This window comes from Pseudoalteromonas sp. BSi20311 (assembly GCF_000239875.1).
GTDB lineage: Bacteria > Pseudomonadota > Gammaproteobacteria > Enterobacterales > Alteromonadaceae > Pseudoalteromonas.
Genome location: NZ_BADU01000131.1, coordinates 18,033 through 38,075, shown reverse-complemented (window position 1 = coordinate 38,075; position 20,043 = coordinate 18,033). Strand labels below are relative to the sequence as shown.

Below are 20,043 nucleotides of genomic sequence, written 5' to 3'. Positions count from 1 at the left end.
ATAACGTCAGCGCCATTCTGTGACAAACTATGTCACAACACAAGGGTTATTTATGGATTTAGTAATAATTTTTCAAGCAGGGTTTTATAAATTTGTAATTTAGGGGTTTGCTCGGTATAGGGGCTTATAGCAAGCATTGGAAAAGGTAAGCGTGCTTTAAGTGAATCTAAGTTTGCTTGGTATTCATCCATAGTGGCATCAACTTGGTTAGCAATCCAGCCAATGCAATTAACACCCATACTTTGCATATGGGCTGCAGTGAGTAAAGCATGATTAATACAGCCAAGTTTCATCCCTACCACTAATATTACGGGTAGTTGCTCTGCTTTTACCCAGTCATATAAATATTCGTTATTATTAATTGGCAATGCCCAGCCGCCCGCACCTTCTGTTAGCAGGTAGTCTGCACCTTGTTGCTTCACATTTTTATAAGCGGTACGTAGCTTTTCAACGCTTAGGGTTACTCTCACTTGCTCTGCTGCAATGTGCGGAGCTATGGCGGGCTCAAAAGCAAACGGATTAATAATGTCGTATTTAGCACTCACAGTCGCGCTTTTCATTAGCATTAAAGCATCGGCATTAACGAGCTGATCAAACGCAAGTTCACACCCTGATGCAATAGGTTTAAAACCTATTGCACGCTGCTTATGTTGGGCGAGTAACTTTAATAGCAAACTAGTTACGTGGGTTTTACCAGCGTCGGTATCGGTACCGGTAATAAAAAATTGCTGCATTGCCTTACCTTTAAATTTTTGCTTTTTCTAATGATAACAATACCACATGGTAAGATACATGGGCTTGGTTGTTTACAAGCGGATACGCCGCACATACTTTTTGTAGCGCCGATTTAGTTAATAAACCAGGGCGCTGCGTTGCTTTATTTTGCGACGTTGCACCAATGGCTTTAATTGAGCTAATCGCTTTAAGCGGGCTGGTAAACTCATCGGTAAAAATAACCTTTGTCGCGTTATTAACAATAAACCCTGCCTTTTTGACCGATTGGTTTATATTATCGCTACTTAAAAAGTTATTAATGTGGCTATGCGAATCGAGCGCGGCAAACGCCGTTTTTATTTCATGTAGTGAGCCTTCTACCACCGTACTTATGTACGCCTGCCCACCGGGCTTTAAAGCTGAATGTAATGAATACATTAGCATTTCAAAATTAGCCGACCATTGCATTGCAAAATTACTAAATACCACATCAATACTATTTTGTTGTAATGGCAAATTATCCATGTCGGCGCAAATACGCGGTGCGTTTACTGCACTATTTTTAAGCATGTTGAGGCTTAAATCCATGGCAATTACCTGTTTGTATATTCCTTGTAACGCTTGGGTATTCACTAACGGCCCCGCGCCTAAATCAATACAGTGTTTGTGCTTTGTGCTCGCATCAAGCTTAATGAGTTTAATTAAATCGATTGCTGCTTGTTTTTGCACATGCGCATGGGCTACATATTGGTTTGCCGCCGTTGAAAACTTGCGTTGCGTTACCTGCTTTAAACTACTAACAGCTAAACAAGCTAACGGTGACTTTATACACGAGTTCGTATTTGTAGCTTGTGCGCTTGTCATGCAATGGCCTTTTTTAAACAATTTACCAATGTTGTTATGTCTTGCTCGGTATGGGCGGCGGTTAAGGTAACGCGTAGCCTTGATGTATTATGCTGCACCGTGGGCGGACGAATAGCGGTTAGCCAAATCCCATGTTGTTTGAGCTGCTCACAGGCTTTTAAAGTCTGTTCGGCACACCCTAAAACTAAGGGTTGAATGGCAGTGGTCGAATCCATTAAGGCAATTTTGTGCTCATTGGCTAAACGTTTAAATAAAGCAATATTGGCGTTTAATTTTGCTCGCTTGTGATTTGCATCACGTATGGTTTTAATTCTTGATAATGTATGCGAAGCAATAAATGGCGACATTGCGGTCGAATAAGTGTAATCGCGGTTAAACTGCAGCATGTAATCAATAAATTCACTTGAACCTAATACACACGCCCCGCTACTTGCCACCGCTTTACCAAAGGTGATCACTAAAATATCTGGTAAATTATCTGCCGCTATAAGTGGCTCACAGCTTCCCAAACCCGATTTTCCCAGTACGCCAAAGCCATGCGCATCGTCTATCATTAACCAGGCGTTATGTGCTTTAGCTAAACTAAGTAACTCAATTAATGGTGCTTGGTCGCCATCCATTGAGAATACACCCTCACTCACGATCAGTTTATACTTAGCATTGGACTTTTCGAGCCGTGAACGTAAATGATTCATGTCGTTATGGTTAAAGCGCACAAGTGCTGCGTTTGCATGCAATGCGCCGTCGATTAAGCTCGCATGATTAAGTTTATCCTGAAAAATCGCACTTTGTTGAGCAATGGCTTTATCTTGAAATAGCGCTTTTATAACACTGCTATTAGCACTAAAGCCCGAATTAAACAGCATGGCATTGTTATAGCCCAACTGAGCACATAAGTATTTTTCGAGCTGTTTCTGCGCACCTTGATAGCCAGTAACTAAAGCAGAGCTATGACTTCCTAAGCTCTGCATGCCTTCAAACAAAGTGGGCTCATCGGCAAAGCCTAGGTAGTCGTTACTGGCAAAGTTAAGATAGCGTTTATTATCAACTATAATTTCACGCGCACTGGCTTGCTCAATAACATAACGCTTGCGGTTGAGCGCGCTTTGCTGGCGCGCTTGTAAATGGCTATTTATAAAATCAAATGACATAGCAATACACAATGTTAAGCAGGATAAAACAATTCTGAACTGGCTTTATCGGCCACTTTAGAAGATAACGACGCAGCAACGGCTTCATCTGAATAGTCTTCTGCCGTTTCAGGGTTCATACCCAGTTTTTTAATTAATTGCATATCGGCATCAGCTTCTGGGTTTTCTGTAGTCAGGAGTTTATCACCATAAAAAATGGAATTAGCACCGGCAAAAAAACACATCGATTGCATTTGCTCATTCATTGCGCTGCGCCCTGCCGATAAACGCACATAGCTGTGCGGCATCATAATACGCGCGGTGGCAATAGTACGAATAAACTCAAACTGATCTAAGTCGTCTACGTTTTCAAGCGGTGTCCCTTTTACTTTTACTAGCATGTTAATGGGGACGCTTTCTGGTTGCTGCGGCAAATTAGCCAATTGCATTAATAACCCATAACGATCGCTGGGTTGCTCACCCATACCGACAATACCACCAGAACAAACTTTCATACCGGCATCACGCACATGATCGATAGTGTTTAGTCTATCTGCAAAGGTACGGGTAGATATAATTTGTTCGTAATATTCAGGTGAGGTATCTAAATTATGGTTATAGTAGTCAAGCCCTGCATCACTCAATGCATGGGCTTTTTCATTAGTAAGCTTGCCCAACGTCATACAGGTTTCAAGGCCAAGCTCTTTTACTTCTTTAACCATTTTTGAAATGTACGGCATATCACGATCTTTAGGATCTGACCACGCAGCGCCCATACAAAAACGGGTGGCGCCTTTTTGTTTTGCAAGGCGTGCTTGCTCTACCACTTTTTCTACTTCTAGCAGGCGCTCTCGTTCTAGGTCGGTTTTATAATGACCAGACTGCGGGCAATATTTACAATCTTCAGGGCAAGCACCTGTTTTTATTGATAGTAAAGTAGAAATTTGCAACTGATTAGGATTAAAATTAGCACGGTGTACGGTCGCGGCTTTAAAAAGCAGATCGTTAAACGGCATTTCAAATAAGGCTTTAACCTCGCTATGGGTCCAATCGTGGCGAACTGTTGCAAGCTCCATAATACTCTCTTTTATTTTTTGCTCTTGGTGTTATTGGCTTAGAATACGTATTGCCGTACCATTGTCAACGAACTCCACTTAGTTAAAGTTTACATATGAACACAAAACAAACAATAGACCTTGATTTTGACCGAAATCACATTTGGCACCCTTATACATCAATGACTCAACCAATTCCGGTTTACCCTGTTACACACGCCAATCACAACCTTATCTACTTAGAAACAGGTGAAAAACTCATTGATGGTATGGCCTCTTGGTGGAGCGCAATACATGGCTACAATCATCCCGTTTTAAATCATGCGATGACAGAGCAAATCAATAAAATGAGCCATGTAATGTTTGGCGGCATTACCCATTACAGCGCAGTGGAGCTTTGTAAAAAGCTAGTAGCGATAACGCCTGAACATTTAAACAAAGTATTTTTAGCCGACAGTGGCTCGGTAAGTGTTGAAGTCGCGATTAAAATGGCACTGCAGTATTGGTTAAGCCAAGGTATTACTACTAAACAAAAGTTAATGACTCCGTTTAAGGGCTATCATGGCGATACTTTTGCGGCCATGAGTGTGTGCGATCCGGTTAATTCTATGCATAGCTTGTACTCTGGCTTTTTACCTGAGCATGTATTTGTACCTGCACCTGTTAGCCAATTTAATGACGAGTTTAATCAAGCCGAGTCGGATGAACTAGAACACTATTTTTTAAATCACCACCAGCACGTTGCCGCCTTTATTATTGAACCCATAGTACAAAACGCAGGAGGAATGAACTTTTATCACCCTGATTATTTAGCCTGTGTGCGCAAGTTATGTACTCAATACAATGTACTGCTCATTTGCGATGAAATTGCTACGGGCTTTGGCCGTACCGGTACAATGTTTGCTGTAGAGCACGCCAATGTACAGCCAGATATACTTTGCATTGGCAAGGCACTCACCGGCGGCAGCATGACTTTATCAGCCACGTTAACGACCGACAAAATAGCAATAGGCATTAGCGAAGGTGAAGCCGGTGTTTTGATGCACGGACCTACATTTATGGGTAATCCTCTCGCCTGCGCCGTAGCGTGTGCCAGTATAGACTTGTTGCTGGAACAAAATTGGCAACGGCGAATTTGTGAAATAAACCAAGCGTTACAGCAATTACATCAGTGTAACTCACTTACTGATGTAGCAAATGTTCGCACTTTAGGTGCCATTGGCGTGGTAGAGCTGACAGATGAGGCAGGAATAGTAGATGTAGCTAAAGTTCAGGCTTATTTTGTTAGCCAAGGAGTGTGGATACGACCCTTTGGTAAACTAATTTACCTAATGCCGCCATATATAAGTGACGATACCAGTATAAAACACCTTTGTGATGCAATATATAACGCTATAAAGGGTAAACATTACGTATAGATGGTTAATTATTTTAGCCACGAAAGTTAAAATTTAATTGATATATCCATTTAGTTATTATTCCTCTGTAAAGTTTAGTAAATTTAGTCCTTTGGCTTGATTTAGTATGTTGATCTGAAAGTTCTTTAGGGATATGATAATGACTATCATTTACAATAACATTTATGGACTCACTTGCTATGAAAATATTACTTAAGCCTGCCAAGACATTAAGTGCAACTTTTTTACTCGCCTCTGCGATTTTTGCACAACCGGCACTTGCTAATGGCCCAATTGGTGAGCATGTTAATCACCTTCAAGCTAATTTAAAAACCTACAACGAAGACGTTGAGTGGATGGTTTCAAAGGTTGATACCCTAGTAAGCAATTACGAGAAAAAAGGCGCTAAAGCAGTTAACACTGATGACTTAATTGAGTACTGGGAATCGGTTAAATTTCACAGTGCCATAGAAACAAATTATGTCCCTGTGTATGCCTCTATTTGGCAAGGTTTGTATGGCATAAAAATGGCTATTGATAACAAAAAGCCAACGTCAGAAGTACGTACGCAGCAACAAGCAATGAACAATGCATTATGGCAAGGCCTTGGCGCAGTTAAGCTTGCGGCTCAGTTTCAACAAAAAGGGTTATTAAAAAGCGTTACAGCCACAGCAACAAAAGAAATGACGCAAAGCGCGACCATTGATGAAATTAAACACAAATTAGACCGAGTGGTCGCTAAATACGCAGAACGCTTAAACGATGAAGCAACTAGTATAGTTCACGATACTTACCTGCATTTATTTGAAGGCGTTGAAGGCACACTCATTGAGCAAGACGCTAACTTAGTAGAAGTACTTGAAAAAGACTTTAATGTAACGCTACCGCAGGCTATTTCAACTAATAAAACTGTAGACCAAGTACGTGACGTGGTTGTTGATATGCAAACTAAGTTAACTCGTGCACAAACGCTAATTGAAAAAGCTGAAAAATCACGTAAGGATGTATTTTAAGTGAAACGCAGAACCTTTATTCAAGGCTTAGCTGCGTTAGGGGTAGCGGGTGCTTTGCCGCTATCGCTTTCACGTGCGTTTGCCGCTGATATCGCCAACCCCGTGTCGGTAGATACATTACCTAAACTTAAAGGCGCATTAACCCTTTATTTAGGGCGTGGTGAAGGTGGCTTATACGAAAATGTATTACAAGCCATTCAAAAAAAGAACCCAGATTTAGATCTTGCTATTCGACGCGGCCCAACTGCGGCATTGGCTAATACGATTGTTGCTGAAGCTAAGGCAGGTGTTAAACGTGCCGACTTATTTTGGGCTGTCGACTCGGGTGCTATTGGTTTAGTAACCGATGCCGGCCTTGCTAAACAATTGCCAAATGATTTATCCGCACAGCTACAGCCACAGTTTAGATATGATGAGTGGGCACCTGTAACTGGTCGTATACGTACTTTGCCTTTTAATACTGAGCGCTTAACCAAAGAGCAAATTCCAACAAGCATTATGGAAATTGCAGACAGTGATTTAAGTATTGGTTGGGCACCCGCTTATGCTTCTTTTCAATCGTTTGTTACCGCTATGCGAATTTTAGAAGGCGATGATAAAACTGCTAAATGGCTTAAAAAAGTGCAAAAACGCTCAAAAACTTACGCTGGCGAACTCGGTGTGGTAATGGGCGTTGAACGTGGTGAAGTAGATATTGGTTTTGCTAATCACTACTACACGTTACGTTTGAAGTCTGGTAAGCCCGACGCTAAACTTGATCTTGCATTTACACAGCAAGATGCCGGTTGTTTAGTGAATGCCTCTGGTATTTTATCGTTATCTGACGACCCACTAGCAACTAACTTTATGCGCTATTTACTCAGTGTTGAAGTACAAAGTTATTTAGCCAGTGAAGCGTATGAAATTCCGCTAGTAAATGGCATAAAGCAACCTGATGGCTTGCCTAAATTAACCAGTATTTCGCCACCTAAAATAGACTTAACTCAGTTGGCTGACTTACGTCCAACTATTGACTTAATGCGCAGCAGCGGCGTTTTATAATGCGAATACCACCATCTTATCCTATGGCGCTGCTTGCAGCGCTTGTTACCCTTACTCCTATTTTTGTTTTAATAACGCTTGCCAGTGACGCAAGCTCTTTTTTTGATAGCCATAATTTAACCATTTTAGGAAATACTCTGTCGTTAATGGGCTTAACTGTATTAGGCTCAATTTTAATTGGTGTGCCACTGGCGTTTATTAGCGCTTATGTGCAGTTGCCATTTAAAAAGTTTTGGTTAGTAGTATTTGCCGCCCCTTTAGCTATACCAAGTTATATTGGTGCATTTACGCTTTATGCTGCATTTGGCCCTGGTGGTGAAATACATAACTTACTTGGTTTTGAAACCCCTTCTATGTATGGCTTAACTGGCGCCGCCATTGTAATGACCCTGTATACCTTCCCGTTTGTAATGATGACAACCCGCTCCTCCCTACTTAGCCTAGATGCGAGCATGGTCAATGCAGCTCGTACATTGGGTATGTCGATGACACAAAGCGTGTTTAAAGTTATTTTGCCCCGTGTTGTAAATGGTATTGCTGCGGGCTCGTTACTCGTTGCCTTATATACGCTATCTGACTTTGGTACACCGGCAATGATGCGTTTAGACACTTTCACTCGCGTTATTTATGTAGAATATAACGCCTTTGAACTGAGCCGTGCGGCTATGTTGTCTATGCAGCTAATGGTAATTGTTGGCTTTTTACTAATGATTGAATCGCAAATTAAAACTGCGTCTGAACGCCAAGGCCAACCCCTTATTTTATTCCCAAAAAAATGGCAATTAGGCGCGATGTTTGCCACCTTTGCACCAATTTTGTTACTTGCTATTGGCTTACCACTAGCAGTATTTACACTTTGGCTAATGCGTGATGGTTTTAGTTCGTTTGATTTTAGTATTGCATGGCATTCTACTTACGCTTCAGCGATTGCAGCTATTGTTACAGTTATTGTGGCTATTCCTGTGGCGCATGCGGCATTAACAGGAAAAGCAGGTAAAGTGATGGAACGCGTTACTTACTTTGGTTTTGGTATTCCGGGGATTGTTATGGGCACAGCGCTTGTGTATGGCGGCTTACAACTACCCTTTTTATATCAAACACTGGGCTTGTTGATCATTGCTTATATGCTACGTTTTTTACCACTTGCGGTTGGCTCTGTGCGTACCAGCACCGAGCACCTCGATCCAAGCTTAGTAAAATCAGCCCGGGTATTAGGCGCAAGCCCGCGTGAAGCTTTCACACGTGTTACTTTACCACTGACTATGCGTGGTATTATTGCAGGTGCCGCTTTAGTCTTTTTAGAGTCGATGCGTGAATTAGAAGCCACACTATTATTGGGTCCAACTGGTTTTGAAACCTTATCTACGTATTTATGGCGTGTTTACGAAGCCGGTTATTTTGGCCGCGCAGCAATACCAGGGTTATTGTTGGTGGTGATTTCGGCGGCGGCTTTAGCTATTATGATGTCTGGCGAGAAACGCAACCAGTTTGAACATTAAGGATTTATTTAAATGCTATCTGTAAGTCAGTTGTCTATAGATTATGGCAGTAATCGTGTTGTTAGTGACTTAAATTTCACGTTAGGTGAAAGCGAAATTTTAATGCTTGTTGGTCCAACAGGTTGTGGTAAAAGTACTATTTTACAAGCCCTAGCTGGGCTTTTACCAATTAGCGACGGTGAAATTAAGGTCGCTAAATGGACAGCGACACCAAAGCATACTGTAGCCCCTGAAAAACGCAGCGTAGGTATGGTATTTCAAGACTTTGCGCTGTTTCCCCATTTAACGGTTGAGCAAAATGTGTGTTTTAAACTAAAAGACACAAGCCCTGCCGATCATTGGATAAAGCTACTCGGTTTAGATGCGTTTAGACATAAAAAACCAGCGACACTTTCTGGCGGGCAAAAACAGCGCGTAGCATTAGCGCGTACCCTAGCCCACCAGCCAGACTTTGTATTACTTGATGAGCCACTATCAAACTTAGACGCGGCTTTAAAAGACATGCTACGTTGGGATATACGAAATGCACTTAAAGAAGCCGGCGTACCCGCTATTTGGGTTACGCACGACCAAGAAGAAGCACTTTCGGTGGGTGACCGTGTTGGCGTGCTAAAAGGCGGAAAAATACAGCAAATTGATAGTCCTGAGCAATGCTTTAGTATGCCCAACAATCGCTTTGTAGCACGCTTTTTAGGTGAAGCTAGTTTTATAAAAGGAACGCTGAATAACGGCCAAGCAATTACCGATATTGGTAATGTGCCCGCCCATGGTGTTGACTGTGAACACGGTGAGGTAGAGGTGTTACTTCGTCCCGATGATGTATTATTAGTACAAAGCAGCGTAGGTAATAATGGCGAAGTTATTTGGGTACGCTTTGAAGGCGGCAGCAGATTATGCGCCATAAAACTAGCCTGTGGTACTGTGGTTACAAGTCGGGTGAGTCATGAAGTAGTGGTAAATCCTGGTGATAACGTACATGTATCGCTTAGTACCTCTCATCCGCTGGCGGCATTTAAAAGCTAGCGCTTTATATATTCTACTTTGGAGGAAACTATGAACGGACCAAATCCAAACAATCCATCACCTATGGAAGGGTTTCCTCAAGTAGGTTATTTAAAAAACTTTATCACCTCTGCGAATATAGATGTTGGTGATTACACCTATTACGACGACCCTGACGGCCCTGAAAACTTTGAAAAAAATGTACTTTACCATTTCGATTTTATCGGGGATGAACGGGGTCTGTTTATCTTTCGAGATTAAATTTGCAGTAGTGTGTTTGGTTTTTAGGCAAGGCGGAGCCTATGTAGTGTGGTTTTTCCACATAATTAGGCGATAACGCAGCATTAATGCCAAACACGCACTGCCCGTAGGGTTCTGCCTAGGGACAATTAACTTTTTGTTGCTCGGTTTTTACTTAGCCCACTAGGTTACAAACCTCGCGCCGCAATTTAATCGCCCTTAGGTTGAACAAATCTTAATCCTGATAGGTAAACAGACCCCAAATCGGTAAGTTTTGTGCGATAGCTAAAGACGTTACTTTTATAATGAATGGGGCTAATCATCAAACCTCCGGCTTTTCTACTTATCCATTTTTTATATTTGGTAATGGCTGGGAAAAATCTGCACCTCAACAAGGTGATTTACCTTTTAAGGGAGATACTGAAATAGGTAATGATGTGTGGATAGGTTACAACGCCACCATTATGCCAGGAGTAAAAGTCGGTGATGGTGCCATTATAGCAAGTAAATCTGTGGTAACGTCTGATGTGCCCGCCTATGGCATTGTTGGCGGTAACCCTGCAAAATTGATAAAAAAGCGTTTTGATGATGCGACAATTAATAAACTTCTAGCGATTGCATGGTGGGACTGGAGCAGTGAAAAAATCACCGCTCATTTAGATGCCATTACACACTCTGATATAGACGTATTAGCTAAAATTTAATAATTACCACTCAAACATGTAAGCCATTTTACTAATCGTTTTTAACGGTATGTTATGGCTATTGCGTTTTGCGTATAAGTGTTGCATTGATTTATCTTTCACTTCGCCAACAATCACTTCTTTTACCTGATAGCCTAAAGCAATGGCTGCTTGTGAATAGGCAATAAATTCCCACTTTTTAATATTGGTGTTATCCACTATTACCAGTTCAATGCCTTGTGCTAAGGCATTAATAAAACGGGCCAAGTTTAAATTATGATATTGCGATAATTTAAACTTATCAAAATGATACTCACCCTGCTCGTTAACAAAGTAATCATCTGTTGAGCAAATAAAATATTGGCTTTCATCTGCACCGGAAAGTTCCTCGGCGAGATTTTGCGCATAATATGACTTACCACTGCCTGGTAGCCCTCGTAAAATAAAAACTTGTTTCATAGCATCCATTTTTTATTAATACGTCAATTCGGTTTATTTACTAATAATGCCACAAATTGATGAAATTTCAGAGCAACAAATGGTAATAGTGGTTATTTAACTGTAAAAATTGGTTAAAAAAACAACGTACCACTAAAAACTTTTAAAGAGTTGCCCACAACAGTTTTTTTATTTTACTTTACTAGGTATTATACAAGGTTCAAGTGCAGTGACCTCAAATGCTAAATAGCACGAGTAACGCACAGTTAATTTATATAGTTAGGCAACTTATATCATTGGAGTGAAGATGAGCCATTTAGCGATTTCAGAGCTATTAAAAGGCAATGTTGCGGTAGACAGCCAAGTAACCATTAAAGGCTGGATCCGTACACGCCGCGATTCAAAAGCAGGAATATCATTTTTAGCCGTTCATGACGGTTCGTGTTTTGATCCTATTCAAGCGGTAGTTCCTAATTCACTGAATAATTATGATGAAGTTACAAGCTTAACAGCAGGCTGTTCTGTGTCGGTTACCGGTGTATTAGTACAATCAGCAGGACAAGGTCAATCTTTCGAAATTCAAGCTAACTCAGTAACTGTGTTAGGTTGGGTTGAAAACCCAGACACCTACCCAATGTCGGCTAAACGCCACAGCATTGAGTATTTACGTGAACACGCTCACCTTCGCCCTCGCACTAATATGATTGGCGCAGTAACACGTGTCCGTAACTGTTTAGCACAAGCAATCCACCGCTTTTACCATGAGCAAGGGTTTTACTGGATCAGCACGCCAATTATTACTGCAAGTGACTGTGAAGGCGCAGGCGAGATGTTCCGTGTATCAACGCTTGATATGCAAAATCTGCCAATGACGGACAAAGGCGAGATTGATTACAGCGAAGACTTTTTTGGTAAAGAAGCCTTTTTAACGGTTTCAGGCCAACTTAATGGTGAAACGTACGCTTCAGCTATGTCAAAAATTTACACCTTTGGCCCAACGTTCCGTGCAGAAAACTCTAATACTTCACGTCACCTTGCTGAATTTTGGATGGTAGAGCCAGAAGTTGCGTTTGCTGATTTAGAAGACATCGCAAAACTTGCTGAAAACATGCTTAAGTACGTGTTTAAAGCCGTATTAGAAGAACGCCGTGACGACATGGAATTTTTCGCATTACGTGTTGAAAAAACAGCCATTAGCCGTTTAGAAGAATTTGTTGAAAAAGACTTTGCCCAAGTTGACTACACCGACGCTGTAGAGATTTTAAAAGCGTGTGGCAAGAAATTTGAGTACGACGTTGAATGGGGTGTAGATTTACAGTCTGAGCACGAACGCTACCTAGCTGAAGAACACTTTAAAGCACCGGTTGTTATTAAAAACTACCCGCGTGATATTAAAGCATTCTACATGCGTCAAAATGAAGACGGCAAAACTGTTGCAGCTATGGACGTAGTTGCACCAGGTATTGGTGAGATCATTGGTGGTTCACAACGTGAAGAGCGTCTTGATGTATTAGATGCACGCCTTGAAGAGATGGGCTTAAACAAAGAAGACTACAGCTGGTACCGCGACCTACGTAAATACGGTAGCGTGCCACACTCTGGCTTTGGTTTAGGTTTTGAGCGTTTAGTTGCTTATGTTACCGGTATGGGTAACGTACGTGATGTTATTGCATTCCCTCGTACTAAAGGCAGCGCAACTTACTAAGCTAAGCTTTGTAACGTTAAATAAAAAACCAACCCGCGGGTTGGTTTTTTATTGTCTGATATATTAATGTGCATAAATACTTGAACAATTTGCCTCCCGCTTAAGGAAGAAAATTGTTATAAATACTAAATCTTTATAAATATTTTTCGTTTATAAAGCATATTCGAAATTACCCAAAAGCCAATAACATGCAATAAAGCAAAGGTGAACGATGCCAATTTAGCGCTCATAACCAAGGCGAGTTGCTGATACATCCAATCCCCCAAGTTTAGCTCGCCAATATTAATCAGTGAATAGCTCAGTACCCACACAGCCGATAATACATATATAAACAGTGGGTTTGACCCATACACAATTAATGGATTAACAAGGCGCTCAGGTTTAACAATGTCGCAAAGCCAAACAAAAAATGCCAACACAATACAAGCAATCCCGGATGTGTAAATAACAAAGCTACTAGTCCAAAGCGATTTATTAATTGGCATCACCATTGAGGTTAATTGCCCAATAACAACTGCAACTACACCAATAACTAACAGCCGTTTAATACTTGCCCACTGGCAACTTGTGCTCGTTAACAGGCGCGTTACTTCAAAACCAAATAAGACACTCACCACAGCGGGTAACGTACTGATCAGCCCTTCTGGATCAAATGCGAGCCCTTTGCCTTGCCATAAATGCGACTCACCTAGTACGGCAATATCAACCGCTCTAACTAGGTTATGTTCGAGTGTATAAGCGTTTTCAGCGCCAACGCTTAACAGTAATAACCAATAAGCAACTAAGATAATAACCGATAGCGTTAACACCCCTCGCCTATTTAAAAACAACACACAGATAGACGCTAAAATATAGGCTATCCCTATACGTTGCAGTACACCTAATATTCTCAAGTTTTCAATATTGGTAGTAAAGGGATAAATATTTAAAGCTAGACCAATGGCAAATATAATTGCTCCACGTTTAACTAGTCTTAATACTTGGCTAGCACTGGCTGCACTGTTAGTTTTTTTGAACGAAAAAAACATCGCAGAGCCAATAATAAACATAAAAAACGGAAAAATTACATCCGTAGGGGTACAACCATGCCAATCTGCATGAAGTAAAGGGGCATACACATGGGACCACGATCCCGGAGTGTTTACCAGTATCATTAACGCTATGGTTAGCCCACGCATAGCATCAAGTGCTTTATACCTTGTCATTTTGGCTCCTATTTAATAATTTGTATTTCTACAAATGACAACGCTGTCACTTTGTAGTAAAAAAACTTAAATCGCAAGTAATTTAGATAAGTGGAGTTGTTGAATTAAAAAAGCCGCAGAATCAATAATGAAACTGCGGCTTTAAATCAGAATTTGTTACTTTAGGAGCGGTTTATTGCTGTCCTTTATAGTGCTTGCTCTAACTGTGGTAAAACATCAAATAAGTCAGCAACTAAACCGTAATCAGCTACTTGGAATATTGGCGCATCAGGGTCTTTATTAATGGCAACAATAACTTTTGAATCTTTCATACCCGCAAGATGCTGAATGGCACCACTAATACCCACAGCAATATATAAATTAGGCGCGACAATTTTACCTGTTTGCCCTACTTGCATATCGTTAGGCACAAAGCCCGCGTCAACCGCTGCACGTGATGCACCAATAGCGGCACCGAGTTTATCGGCAATGCCATTTAATAATGCAAAATTTTCACCATTTTGCATACCACGACCACCCGAAATAACCACATCTGCAGCCGTTAGCTCTGGACGCTCTGATTCAGTTTGTTCAACACTAACAAAACTGCTTAACTGTGAATCAGAGACTGCATCTACAGCGGTTACATTAGCTGGAGCTTGCTCGCCTTGTAAATCAAAGCTACTTGCACGTACTGTGATCACTTTTTTACTATCGAGCGATTTAACCGTTGCAATAGCATTACCCGCGTAAATTGGGCGCTTAAATGTATCTGCGTCAATTACGTCAATAATTTCTGAAATCTGCGCTACATCTAATAATGCGGCAACACGCGGCATAAAGTTTTTACCTGTAGTAGTTGCACTTGCCACAATATGGCTGTAACTATCTGCAAGTGATAACACTAGATCTGTCATGCTTTCAGCAAGTTGATGCTCATAAACTGCATTATCAGCAAGTAAAACATTCGCAACACCCTCAATGCTCGCGAGTGACTCACTCATGGCGCCAAGGTTTATGCCTGCTAATAATACATCTACGTCAAAGCCTAATTTTTTAGCGGCATTAATCGTTTTTGAGGTTTCTGGTTTTAAGGCACCGTTATCGTGCTCTGCAATTACAAGAGTTTTCATTTAAATCACCTTTGCCTCTGTTTTAAGTTTTTCTACAAGCTGTGCAACATCTTCAACAATAATCCCGCCGCTACGTTTTGCAGGCTCTTCTACACTGACCAATTCAATACGCGGGGCTAAATCTACACCTAGCGAATCAGCCGCAATAACTTCTAACGGCTTACGTTTGGCTTTCATAATATTAGGTAGCGACGCATAACGAGGCTCATTTAAACGTAAATCGGTGGTGACTATTGCGGGTAAATTAAGTGCAACGGTTTGTAAACCGCCATCAACTTCACGAGTAACATTTACTTTGCCATTTTCAATAACCACTTTAGAAGCAAACGTACCTTGACCACGGTTAGTCAGCGCCGCTAGCATTTGACCTGTTTGATTATTATCAGAATCGATTGACTGTTTTCCTAAAATAACCAGTTCAGGCGATTCTTGTTCAACTACTTTGGCAAGCAATTTTGCTATATGTAAAGACTCTAAATTTTCTTCTGTTTCAACATGAATCGCTTTATCTGCGCCCAAAGCCAGTGCTGTGCGTAATTGTTCTTGAGATGCTTTAGCGCCAATAGTAACAACAACTACTTCGGTTGCAGTACCCGCTTCTTTTAAACGAATCGCTTCTTCTACCGCAATTTCACAAAATGGGTTCATGGCCATTTTTACGTTAGTTAAATCAACACCGCTGTTGTCAGGTTTAACGCGAGCTTTTACGTTGTAGTCGATCACTCTTTTTATTGGTACGAGAACTTTCATAGGGACTCCATAATTATTTAAACCTATAAGCTAACGTATACGTCAACCTATTTATTTTATGAAATCAGACTACTTCCTGTTGACGTAAACGTCAACCTAAAATAACCTTAAACTATTCACAACCTGTAACGTTTAATTTGCATAACAAAGAAACGGGTTGCTTAGCTTACTTTTTGCCAAATAAAGCAAAGGTGAGTCCGTCATAGATAAAGAGGTTATTATGATTGAACGCGAAACCATGGAATTTGATGTTGTTGTTGTCGGGGCTGGTCCTGCGGGGCTTTCAACAGCAATTAAACTCGCGCAGCAAGCACAAGAAAAACAACAAGAGTGCATGATATGTGTAGTTGAAAAAGGCTCAGAAGTTGGCGCACATGTATTATCAGGTGCCGTTTTTGAAACCAAAGCACTGGACGAATTACTGCCAAATTGGCAGGAGCTTGGCGCTCCTGTGTCGACTAAAGTGGTAAATGATGAAATTTACTGGTTTAACAACGAACATAAAGCAACCTCAATTCCTCACTTTGCTACACCTAATACATTTCATAATAACGATAACTACATTGTTTCTATGGGTAATGTATGTCGCTGGTTGGCAGAGCAAGCAGAAAACCTTGGAGTAGAAATATTTCCTGGCTTTAGTGCGCATTCAGTCATTATTGAAGATGATGTTGTAAAAGGCATCATTACTGGCGATATGGGTGTAGATAAAAATGGCAATGAAAAAGACGGTTACATGCCAGGCATGGAGCTACGCGCTAAGTACACAGTATTTGCTGAGGGCTGTCGCGGTCATTTAGGTAAGCAGCTGATCAATCAGTTTGCTTTAGACGATGAATGTTCACCACAGCATTATGGTTTAGGTTTTAAAGAAATTTGGCAAGTTGATGAATCTAAACATCAATTGGGTAAAGTTGTACACGGAACCGGTTGGCCATTGAGTGGCGACACTGGCGGTGGCGCCTTTATGTATCATAGCGAAAACAACCAAGTGGTTGTGGGGTTAATTGTTGATTTAAATTACTCTAACCCACACTTAAGCCCATTTGATGAATTTCAACGATTAAAACATCACCCGGTATTTAAAAACACCCTTGAAGGGGGTGAGCGCATTGCTTACGGTGCACGTGCTATTGCTAAAGGCGGTTTGCATTCATTACCCAAAATGCACTTCCCGGGTGGCTTGCTAGTGGGTTGTGATGCAGGCACGCTTAACTTTGCAAAAATTAAAGGCAACCACACGGCAATGAAATCAGGCATGATAGCCGCTGAAGTTATTTTTAATGCCCTACAAAACGATTTAGCCAATACTGATTTAACTCAATACACTACTGAGTTTAAAAAGTCATGGGCGTATAAAGAGCTGTATCAGTCACGCAACTTTGGCCCTGCTATGCATACCTTAGGTAAATTTGCAGGCGGCGCATACAATACGCTTGATCAAAACATTTTTAAGGGTGCCCTACCGTTTAGCTTTAAAGATAACGTGCCTGACCATGCAACTTTAAAAGACGCTGACCAGGCTGAAAAAATTAACTACCCTAAGCCAGATGGCAAACTCAGTTTTGATAAGCTTTCTTCGGTATTTTTATCTAACACTAACCATGAAGAGTCGCAGCCATGTCATTTACACCTTAAAGATGCATCAATCCCGATTAAGGTTAACTTAGTTAAATTTGATGAACCCGCGCAGCGCTACTGCCCTGCTGGTGTTTACGAAGTGCAAGAGGTAGAAGGCGAGCAAACCTTTGTGATCAACGCGCAAAACTGTGTGCATTGTAAAACCTGTGATATTAAAGATCCGAGCCAAAATATTACCTGGGTAACACCTGAAGGTGCTGGTGGCCCTAACTACCCTAATATGTAACATCCTTTCTATTGAAATTATAAACTTATCCTAAATTGCAGGGGCTTCGGCCCCTTTTTTGCGCTATGCTGTTAAGTAATATGAATAAATGAGAGTGTGTTATGGCGTCGTCGAGTGTAATTTTTCGTTTTTTAGCAGAGCCAACCGATGTAAATTTTGGTGGTAAGGTGCATGGCGGTGTGGTCATGAAGTGGATTGACCAAGCGGGTTATGCCTGTGCTGCGGGCTGGAGCGGCCATTACTGTGTAACGGTATCGGTTGCAGGCGTTAAGTTTAGCCGCCCTATTTTAGTGGGCCAAATTGTAGAAGTTGAGGCAAAAATTGCACATACCGGCAAAACTAGTATGCAAATTTTTATTCAGGTTCGCTGTGGCGATCCGAAAACGCAAAACCTAGTTGAAACCAACCACTGTGTTATTAGCTTTGTTGCTATGGATGAAACAGGTTACCCCGTGGCAGTGCCAGAATTTAAATCGGTTACTGACGAAGACAAAAAGCTTGAGAACTACGCAATTAAAATGAAACAAATAGCCATAGAAACAGAAAACCTATTAGATAAAGTTTAACTTAGTACCTTTTGCAGGTATGTATAAACTACAACAACCTGTAAAAGCTACAATTTTTTAATTTTTATACATTTACAGTACGCTGAATGCCTGAATATTTTGCGTACTAAACACACCAAGTTAGTTCAATAAACACCCACTAAAGTACAAATTTTAGGCTAAGCAATACTTGGCACGCTCACTGCAATTAGTAAATTGATGTTTGATAAATTAAGTCGAACACATCGATATTATTTTTTAAAGGAGCTATACAATGATTAAAACACTTTCTCTTTCTGCACTTGCTTTAGCAACACTGGGTTTTAATTCAGCGGCACAGGCTGATGTTACCGACATGGACTCTCCACGCATTTATACCGGTATTGGTTATGGCCAATATTCATTTCAGTTTGAGGATAGCGAAAACGACATCGATTTTGATGACGACGCGCAAATGTTAAAAGGTTACATTGGTACTCAATTTAATGAACATTTAAGCCTTGAGCTTGCTTATCAAAACTTTGATGAAGTGAGTGATATAGACAGTAAAGCAGAAATTGATGGCGTATCGTTAGCCGCGCGGTTTGCAGCACCTATCACTGAAGACTTTTCTGTTTATGCAAAAGGTGGTTGGTTTGAATGGGATGCTGACGTTACTCAAGAACTACCCGTTGGCAGCATAAGTGCATCTCAAGATGGTGGTGACGTATTTTACGGTGCAGGTATTGAATATGCATTTACAACCAATATGCAAGTGCGTTTAGAGTATGAGCGTTACGAATTAGAAGATGATATTGATCCAGAAATGGATGTTGCGTCAGTATCATTTCAATACATGTTTTAATAACAACTCAATAATTGCAATGTGAGGGTAAGGCTAGGTTTAGCCTTGCCCTTTTTTATTCCACATTTAAACCAATCAGTCTAAAATTTCTTTATGCTGATTATATTAAGCTAATGCCAGCAACGTTAATAACAGGTAGAATAATGCTCTATTTTTTCTATAACCGAGCATTATGAGCGATTATCAAATTTCGGCTATTGGCCATATTCAATCTCCGTATAAACAAAAATTTGCTATACCTAGGCAGCCACGTTTAGTGCCTGAAGCTAAAGCTAAACTTATTTTTGCCAAAGAGTTTAATCGTGAAGAATTTGTTCGTGGTTTAGATGAATTTAGCCACATTTGGCTGTTATTTCGTTTTCATGAAACTGCTGATAAAGGCTATTCAGCGATGGTGCGCCCGCCTCGCTTAGGCGGTAACGAACGCAAAGGCGTATTTGCCACCCGTGCTACTTTTCGTCCAAATGCTATTGGTATGAGCGCTGTAAAGTTAGAGGGAATTGAATACAAGAATGGGCAGTTAGCGTTATTGCTCGCCGGTATAGATTTACTTGATGGCACACCCATTGTAGATATAAAACCTTATTTACCCTATTCAGACTCATTACCGGATGCAAGCGCTGGATTTGCCGATACGCGTCCAGAAACTCAAATGAGTGTTGAATTTAGTGAGCAAGCGCTCGATTTTATTGCTAAGCAACAACACTACCCTGAGCTACAAGCGTTTATTAGTAATGTGCTAAAACAAGATCCACGCCCTGCCTACAAAAAGCAAAAACAAGGCATGCAAAGCTATGGTATGAATTTGTATGAATACAATATTACTTGGCAAGTGACTGACTCTCACCATCTCGTTACTGATATAGAAATTAGTTAAACCTACTGTAAAGCCCTGCTATGGCTATAAAATGCGATAAAAAATCACTTAGCGCTTTAGTG

General features: G+C 40.9%; 19 protein-coding genes and 1 pseudogene. 12 read left to right on the top strand and 8 right to left on the bottom strand.

All coding sequences use genetic code 11. From position 1 onward, the window contains the following. Positions 1-50: 50 nt before the first annotated feature. The 4 genes from bioD to bioB are packed head-to-tail and all read right to left on the bottom strand — an operon-like array spanning position 51 to position 3,784. A complete protein-coding gene (bioD, locus tag P20311_RS13650; RefSeq protein ID WP_008113852.1) occupies positions 51-734 on the bottom strand; it encodes a dethiobiotin synthase in 684 nt (227 codons plus the stop codon). A 10-nt stretch (positions 735-744) separates the two neighbouring features. Next, positions 745-1,578 carry a methyltransferase domain-containing protein gene (locus tag P20311_RS13645; RefSeq protein WP_008113850.1) on the bottom strand — a complete coding sequence of 278 codons (834 nt, stop codon included), beginning with the start codon at positions 1,576-1,578 and terminating at the stop codon, positions 745-747. Then, complete coding sequence (locus P20311_RS13640) at positions 1,575-2,729, bottom strand: 8-amino-7-oxononanoate synthase (RefSeq protein WP_008113848.1); 1,155 nt, start codon at positions 2,727-2,729, stop codon at positions 1,575-1,577. The genes P20311_RS13645 and P20311_RS13640 overlap by 4 nt, the downstream gene beginning before the upstream one ends. A gap of 14 nt (positions 2,730-2,743) precedes the next feature. Beyond that, positions 2,744-3,784: a biotin synthase BioB gene (bioB, locus tag P20311_RS13635; protein ID WP_008113846.1), complete on the bottom strand. Its 1,041-nt coding sequence runs from the start codon at positions 3,782-3,784 to the stop codon at positions 2,744-2,746. A gap of 95 nt (positions 3,785-3,879) precedes the next feature. Between bioB and bioA the strand changes: the two genes are divergently transcribed. The 7 genes and pseudogenes from bioA to P20311_RS13600 all read left to right on the top strand — a co-directional run. Next, a complete protein-coding gene (gene bioA, locus P20311_RS13630) occupies positions 3,880-5,181 on the top strand; it encodes an adenosylmethionine--8-amino-7-oxononanoate transaminase (RefSeq protein WP_008113843.1) in 1,302 nt (433 codons plus the stop codon). Between the two features lie 179 nt (positions 5,182-5,360). Next, complete coding sequence (locus tag P20311_RS13625; RefSeq protein ID WP_008113841.1) at positions 5,361-6,173, top strand: hypothetical protein; 813 nt, start codon at positions 5,361-5,363, stop codon at positions 6,171-6,173. Further along, the gene (locus P20311_RS13620; RefSeq protein WP_008113840.1) at positions 6,174-7,214 is read left to right on the top strand and encodes an ABC transporter substrate-binding protein; all 1,041 of its coding nucleotides are present in this window, start codon (positions 6,174-6,176) and stop codon (positions 7,212-7,214) included. It begins immediately after the preceding gene. Continuing rightward, complete coding sequence (locus tag P20311_RS13615; RefSeq protein WP_036932919.1) at positions 7,214-8,713, top strand: iron ABC transporter permease; 1,500 nt, start codon at positions 7,214-7,216, stop codon at positions 8,711-8,713. Before P20311_RS13620 ends, P20311_RS13615 begins: the two co-directional genes overlap by 1 nt. A 12-nt stretch (positions 8,714-8,725) precedes the next feature. Beyond that, entirely contained in the window at positions 8,726-9,736 is a 1,011-nt protein-coding gene (locus P20311_RS13610; protein WP_008113836.1) for an ABC transporter ATP-binding protein, read from the top strand. Between the two features lie 30 nt (positions 9,737-9,766). Further along, entirely contained in the window at positions 9,767-9,976 is a 210-nt protein-coding gene (locus P20311_RS13605; protein ID WP_008113834.1) for a hypothetical protein, read from the top strand. Between the two features lie 242 nt (positions 9,977-10,218). Further along, positions 10,219-10,659: pseudogene (locus P20311_RS13600) on the top strand (CatB-related O-acetyltransferase); the annotation flags it as partial. Between the two features lie 3 nt (positions 10,660-10,662). Here P20311_RS13600 and P20311_RS13595 read toward each other — a convergent pair. Next, positions 10,663-11,097, bottom strand: coding sequence for an ATP-binding protein (locus P20311_RS13595; protein WP_008113825.1), 435 nt, complete (start codon positions 11,095-11,097; stop codon positions 10,663-10,665). Between the two features lie 286 nt (positions 11,098-11,383). Here P20311_RS13595 and asnS point away from each other — a divergent pair, with 286 nt between their 5' ends. Beyond that, entirely contained in the window at positions 11,384-12,781 is a 1,398-nt protein-coding gene (gene asnS, locus P20311_RS13590) for an asparagine--tRNA ligase (RefSeq protein ID WP_008113822.1), read from the top strand. Positions 12,782-12,906: 125 nt separating this feature from the next. On the opposite strand, the gene P20311_RS13585 is transcribed toward asnS, so the two are convergent. The 3 genes from P20311_RS13585 to P20311_RS13575 form a co-directional block, all read right to left on the bottom strand. Continuing rightward, positions 12,907-13,986, bottom strand: coding sequence for an acyltransferase family protein (locus P20311_RS13585; protein ID WP_008113820.1), 1,080 nt, complete (start codon positions 13,984-13,986; stop codon positions 12,907-12,909). 185 nt (positions 13,987-14,171) lie between these two features. Further along, a complete protein-coding gene (locus P20311_RS13580) occupies positions 14,172-15,098 on the bottom strand; it encodes an electron transfer flavoprotein subunit alpha/FixB family protein (RefSeq protein WP_008113818.1) in 927 nt (308 codons plus the stop codon). Continuing rightward, positions 15,099-15,848: an electron transfer flavoprotein subunit beta/FixA family protein gene (locus P20311_RS13575; RefSeq protein ID WP_008113816.1), complete on the bottom strand. Its 750-nt coding sequence runs from the start codon at positions 15,846-15,848 to the stop codon at positions 15,099-15,101. A gap of 220 nt (positions 15,849-16,068) precedes the next feature. Here P20311_RS13575 and P20311_RS13570 point away from each other — a divergent pair, with 220 nt between their 5' ends. The 4 genes from P20311_RS13570 (at position 16,069) to tsaA (ending at position 19,981) form a co-directional block, all read left to right on the top strand. Further along, a complete protein-coding gene (locus tag P20311_RS13570; protein WP_008113813.1) occupies positions 16,069-17,715 on the top strand; it encodes an electron transfer flavoprotein-ubiquinone oxidoreductase in 1,647 nt (548 codons plus the stop codon). Positions 17,716-17,816: 101 nt separating this feature from the next. Continuing rightward, positions 17,817-18,281 (top strand): acyl-CoA thioesterase, encoded by a 465-nt coding sequence (locus P20311_RS13565; protein WP_008113812.1) that lies wholly within the window; start codon positions 17,817-17,819, stop codon positions 18,279-18,281. 253 nt (positions 18,282-18,534) lie between these two features. Continuing rightward, the gene (locus P20311_RS13560) at positions 18,535-19,104 is read left to right on the top strand and encodes an outer membrane beta-barrel protein (RefSeq protein WP_008113810.1); all 570 of its coding nucleotides are present in this window, start codon (positions 18,535-18,537) and stop codon (positions 19,102-19,104) included. A gap of 172 nt (positions 19,105-19,276) precedes the next feature. Then, positions 19,277-19,981 carry a tRNA (N6-threonylcarbamoyladenosine(37)-N6)-methyltransferase TrmO gene (tsaA, locus tag P20311_RS13555; protein WP_008113807.1) on the top strand — a complete coding sequence of 235 codons (705 nt, stop codon included), beginning with the start codon at positions 19,277-19,279 and terminating at the stop codon, positions 19,979-19,981. Positions 19,982-20,043: the final 62 nt, after the last annotated feature.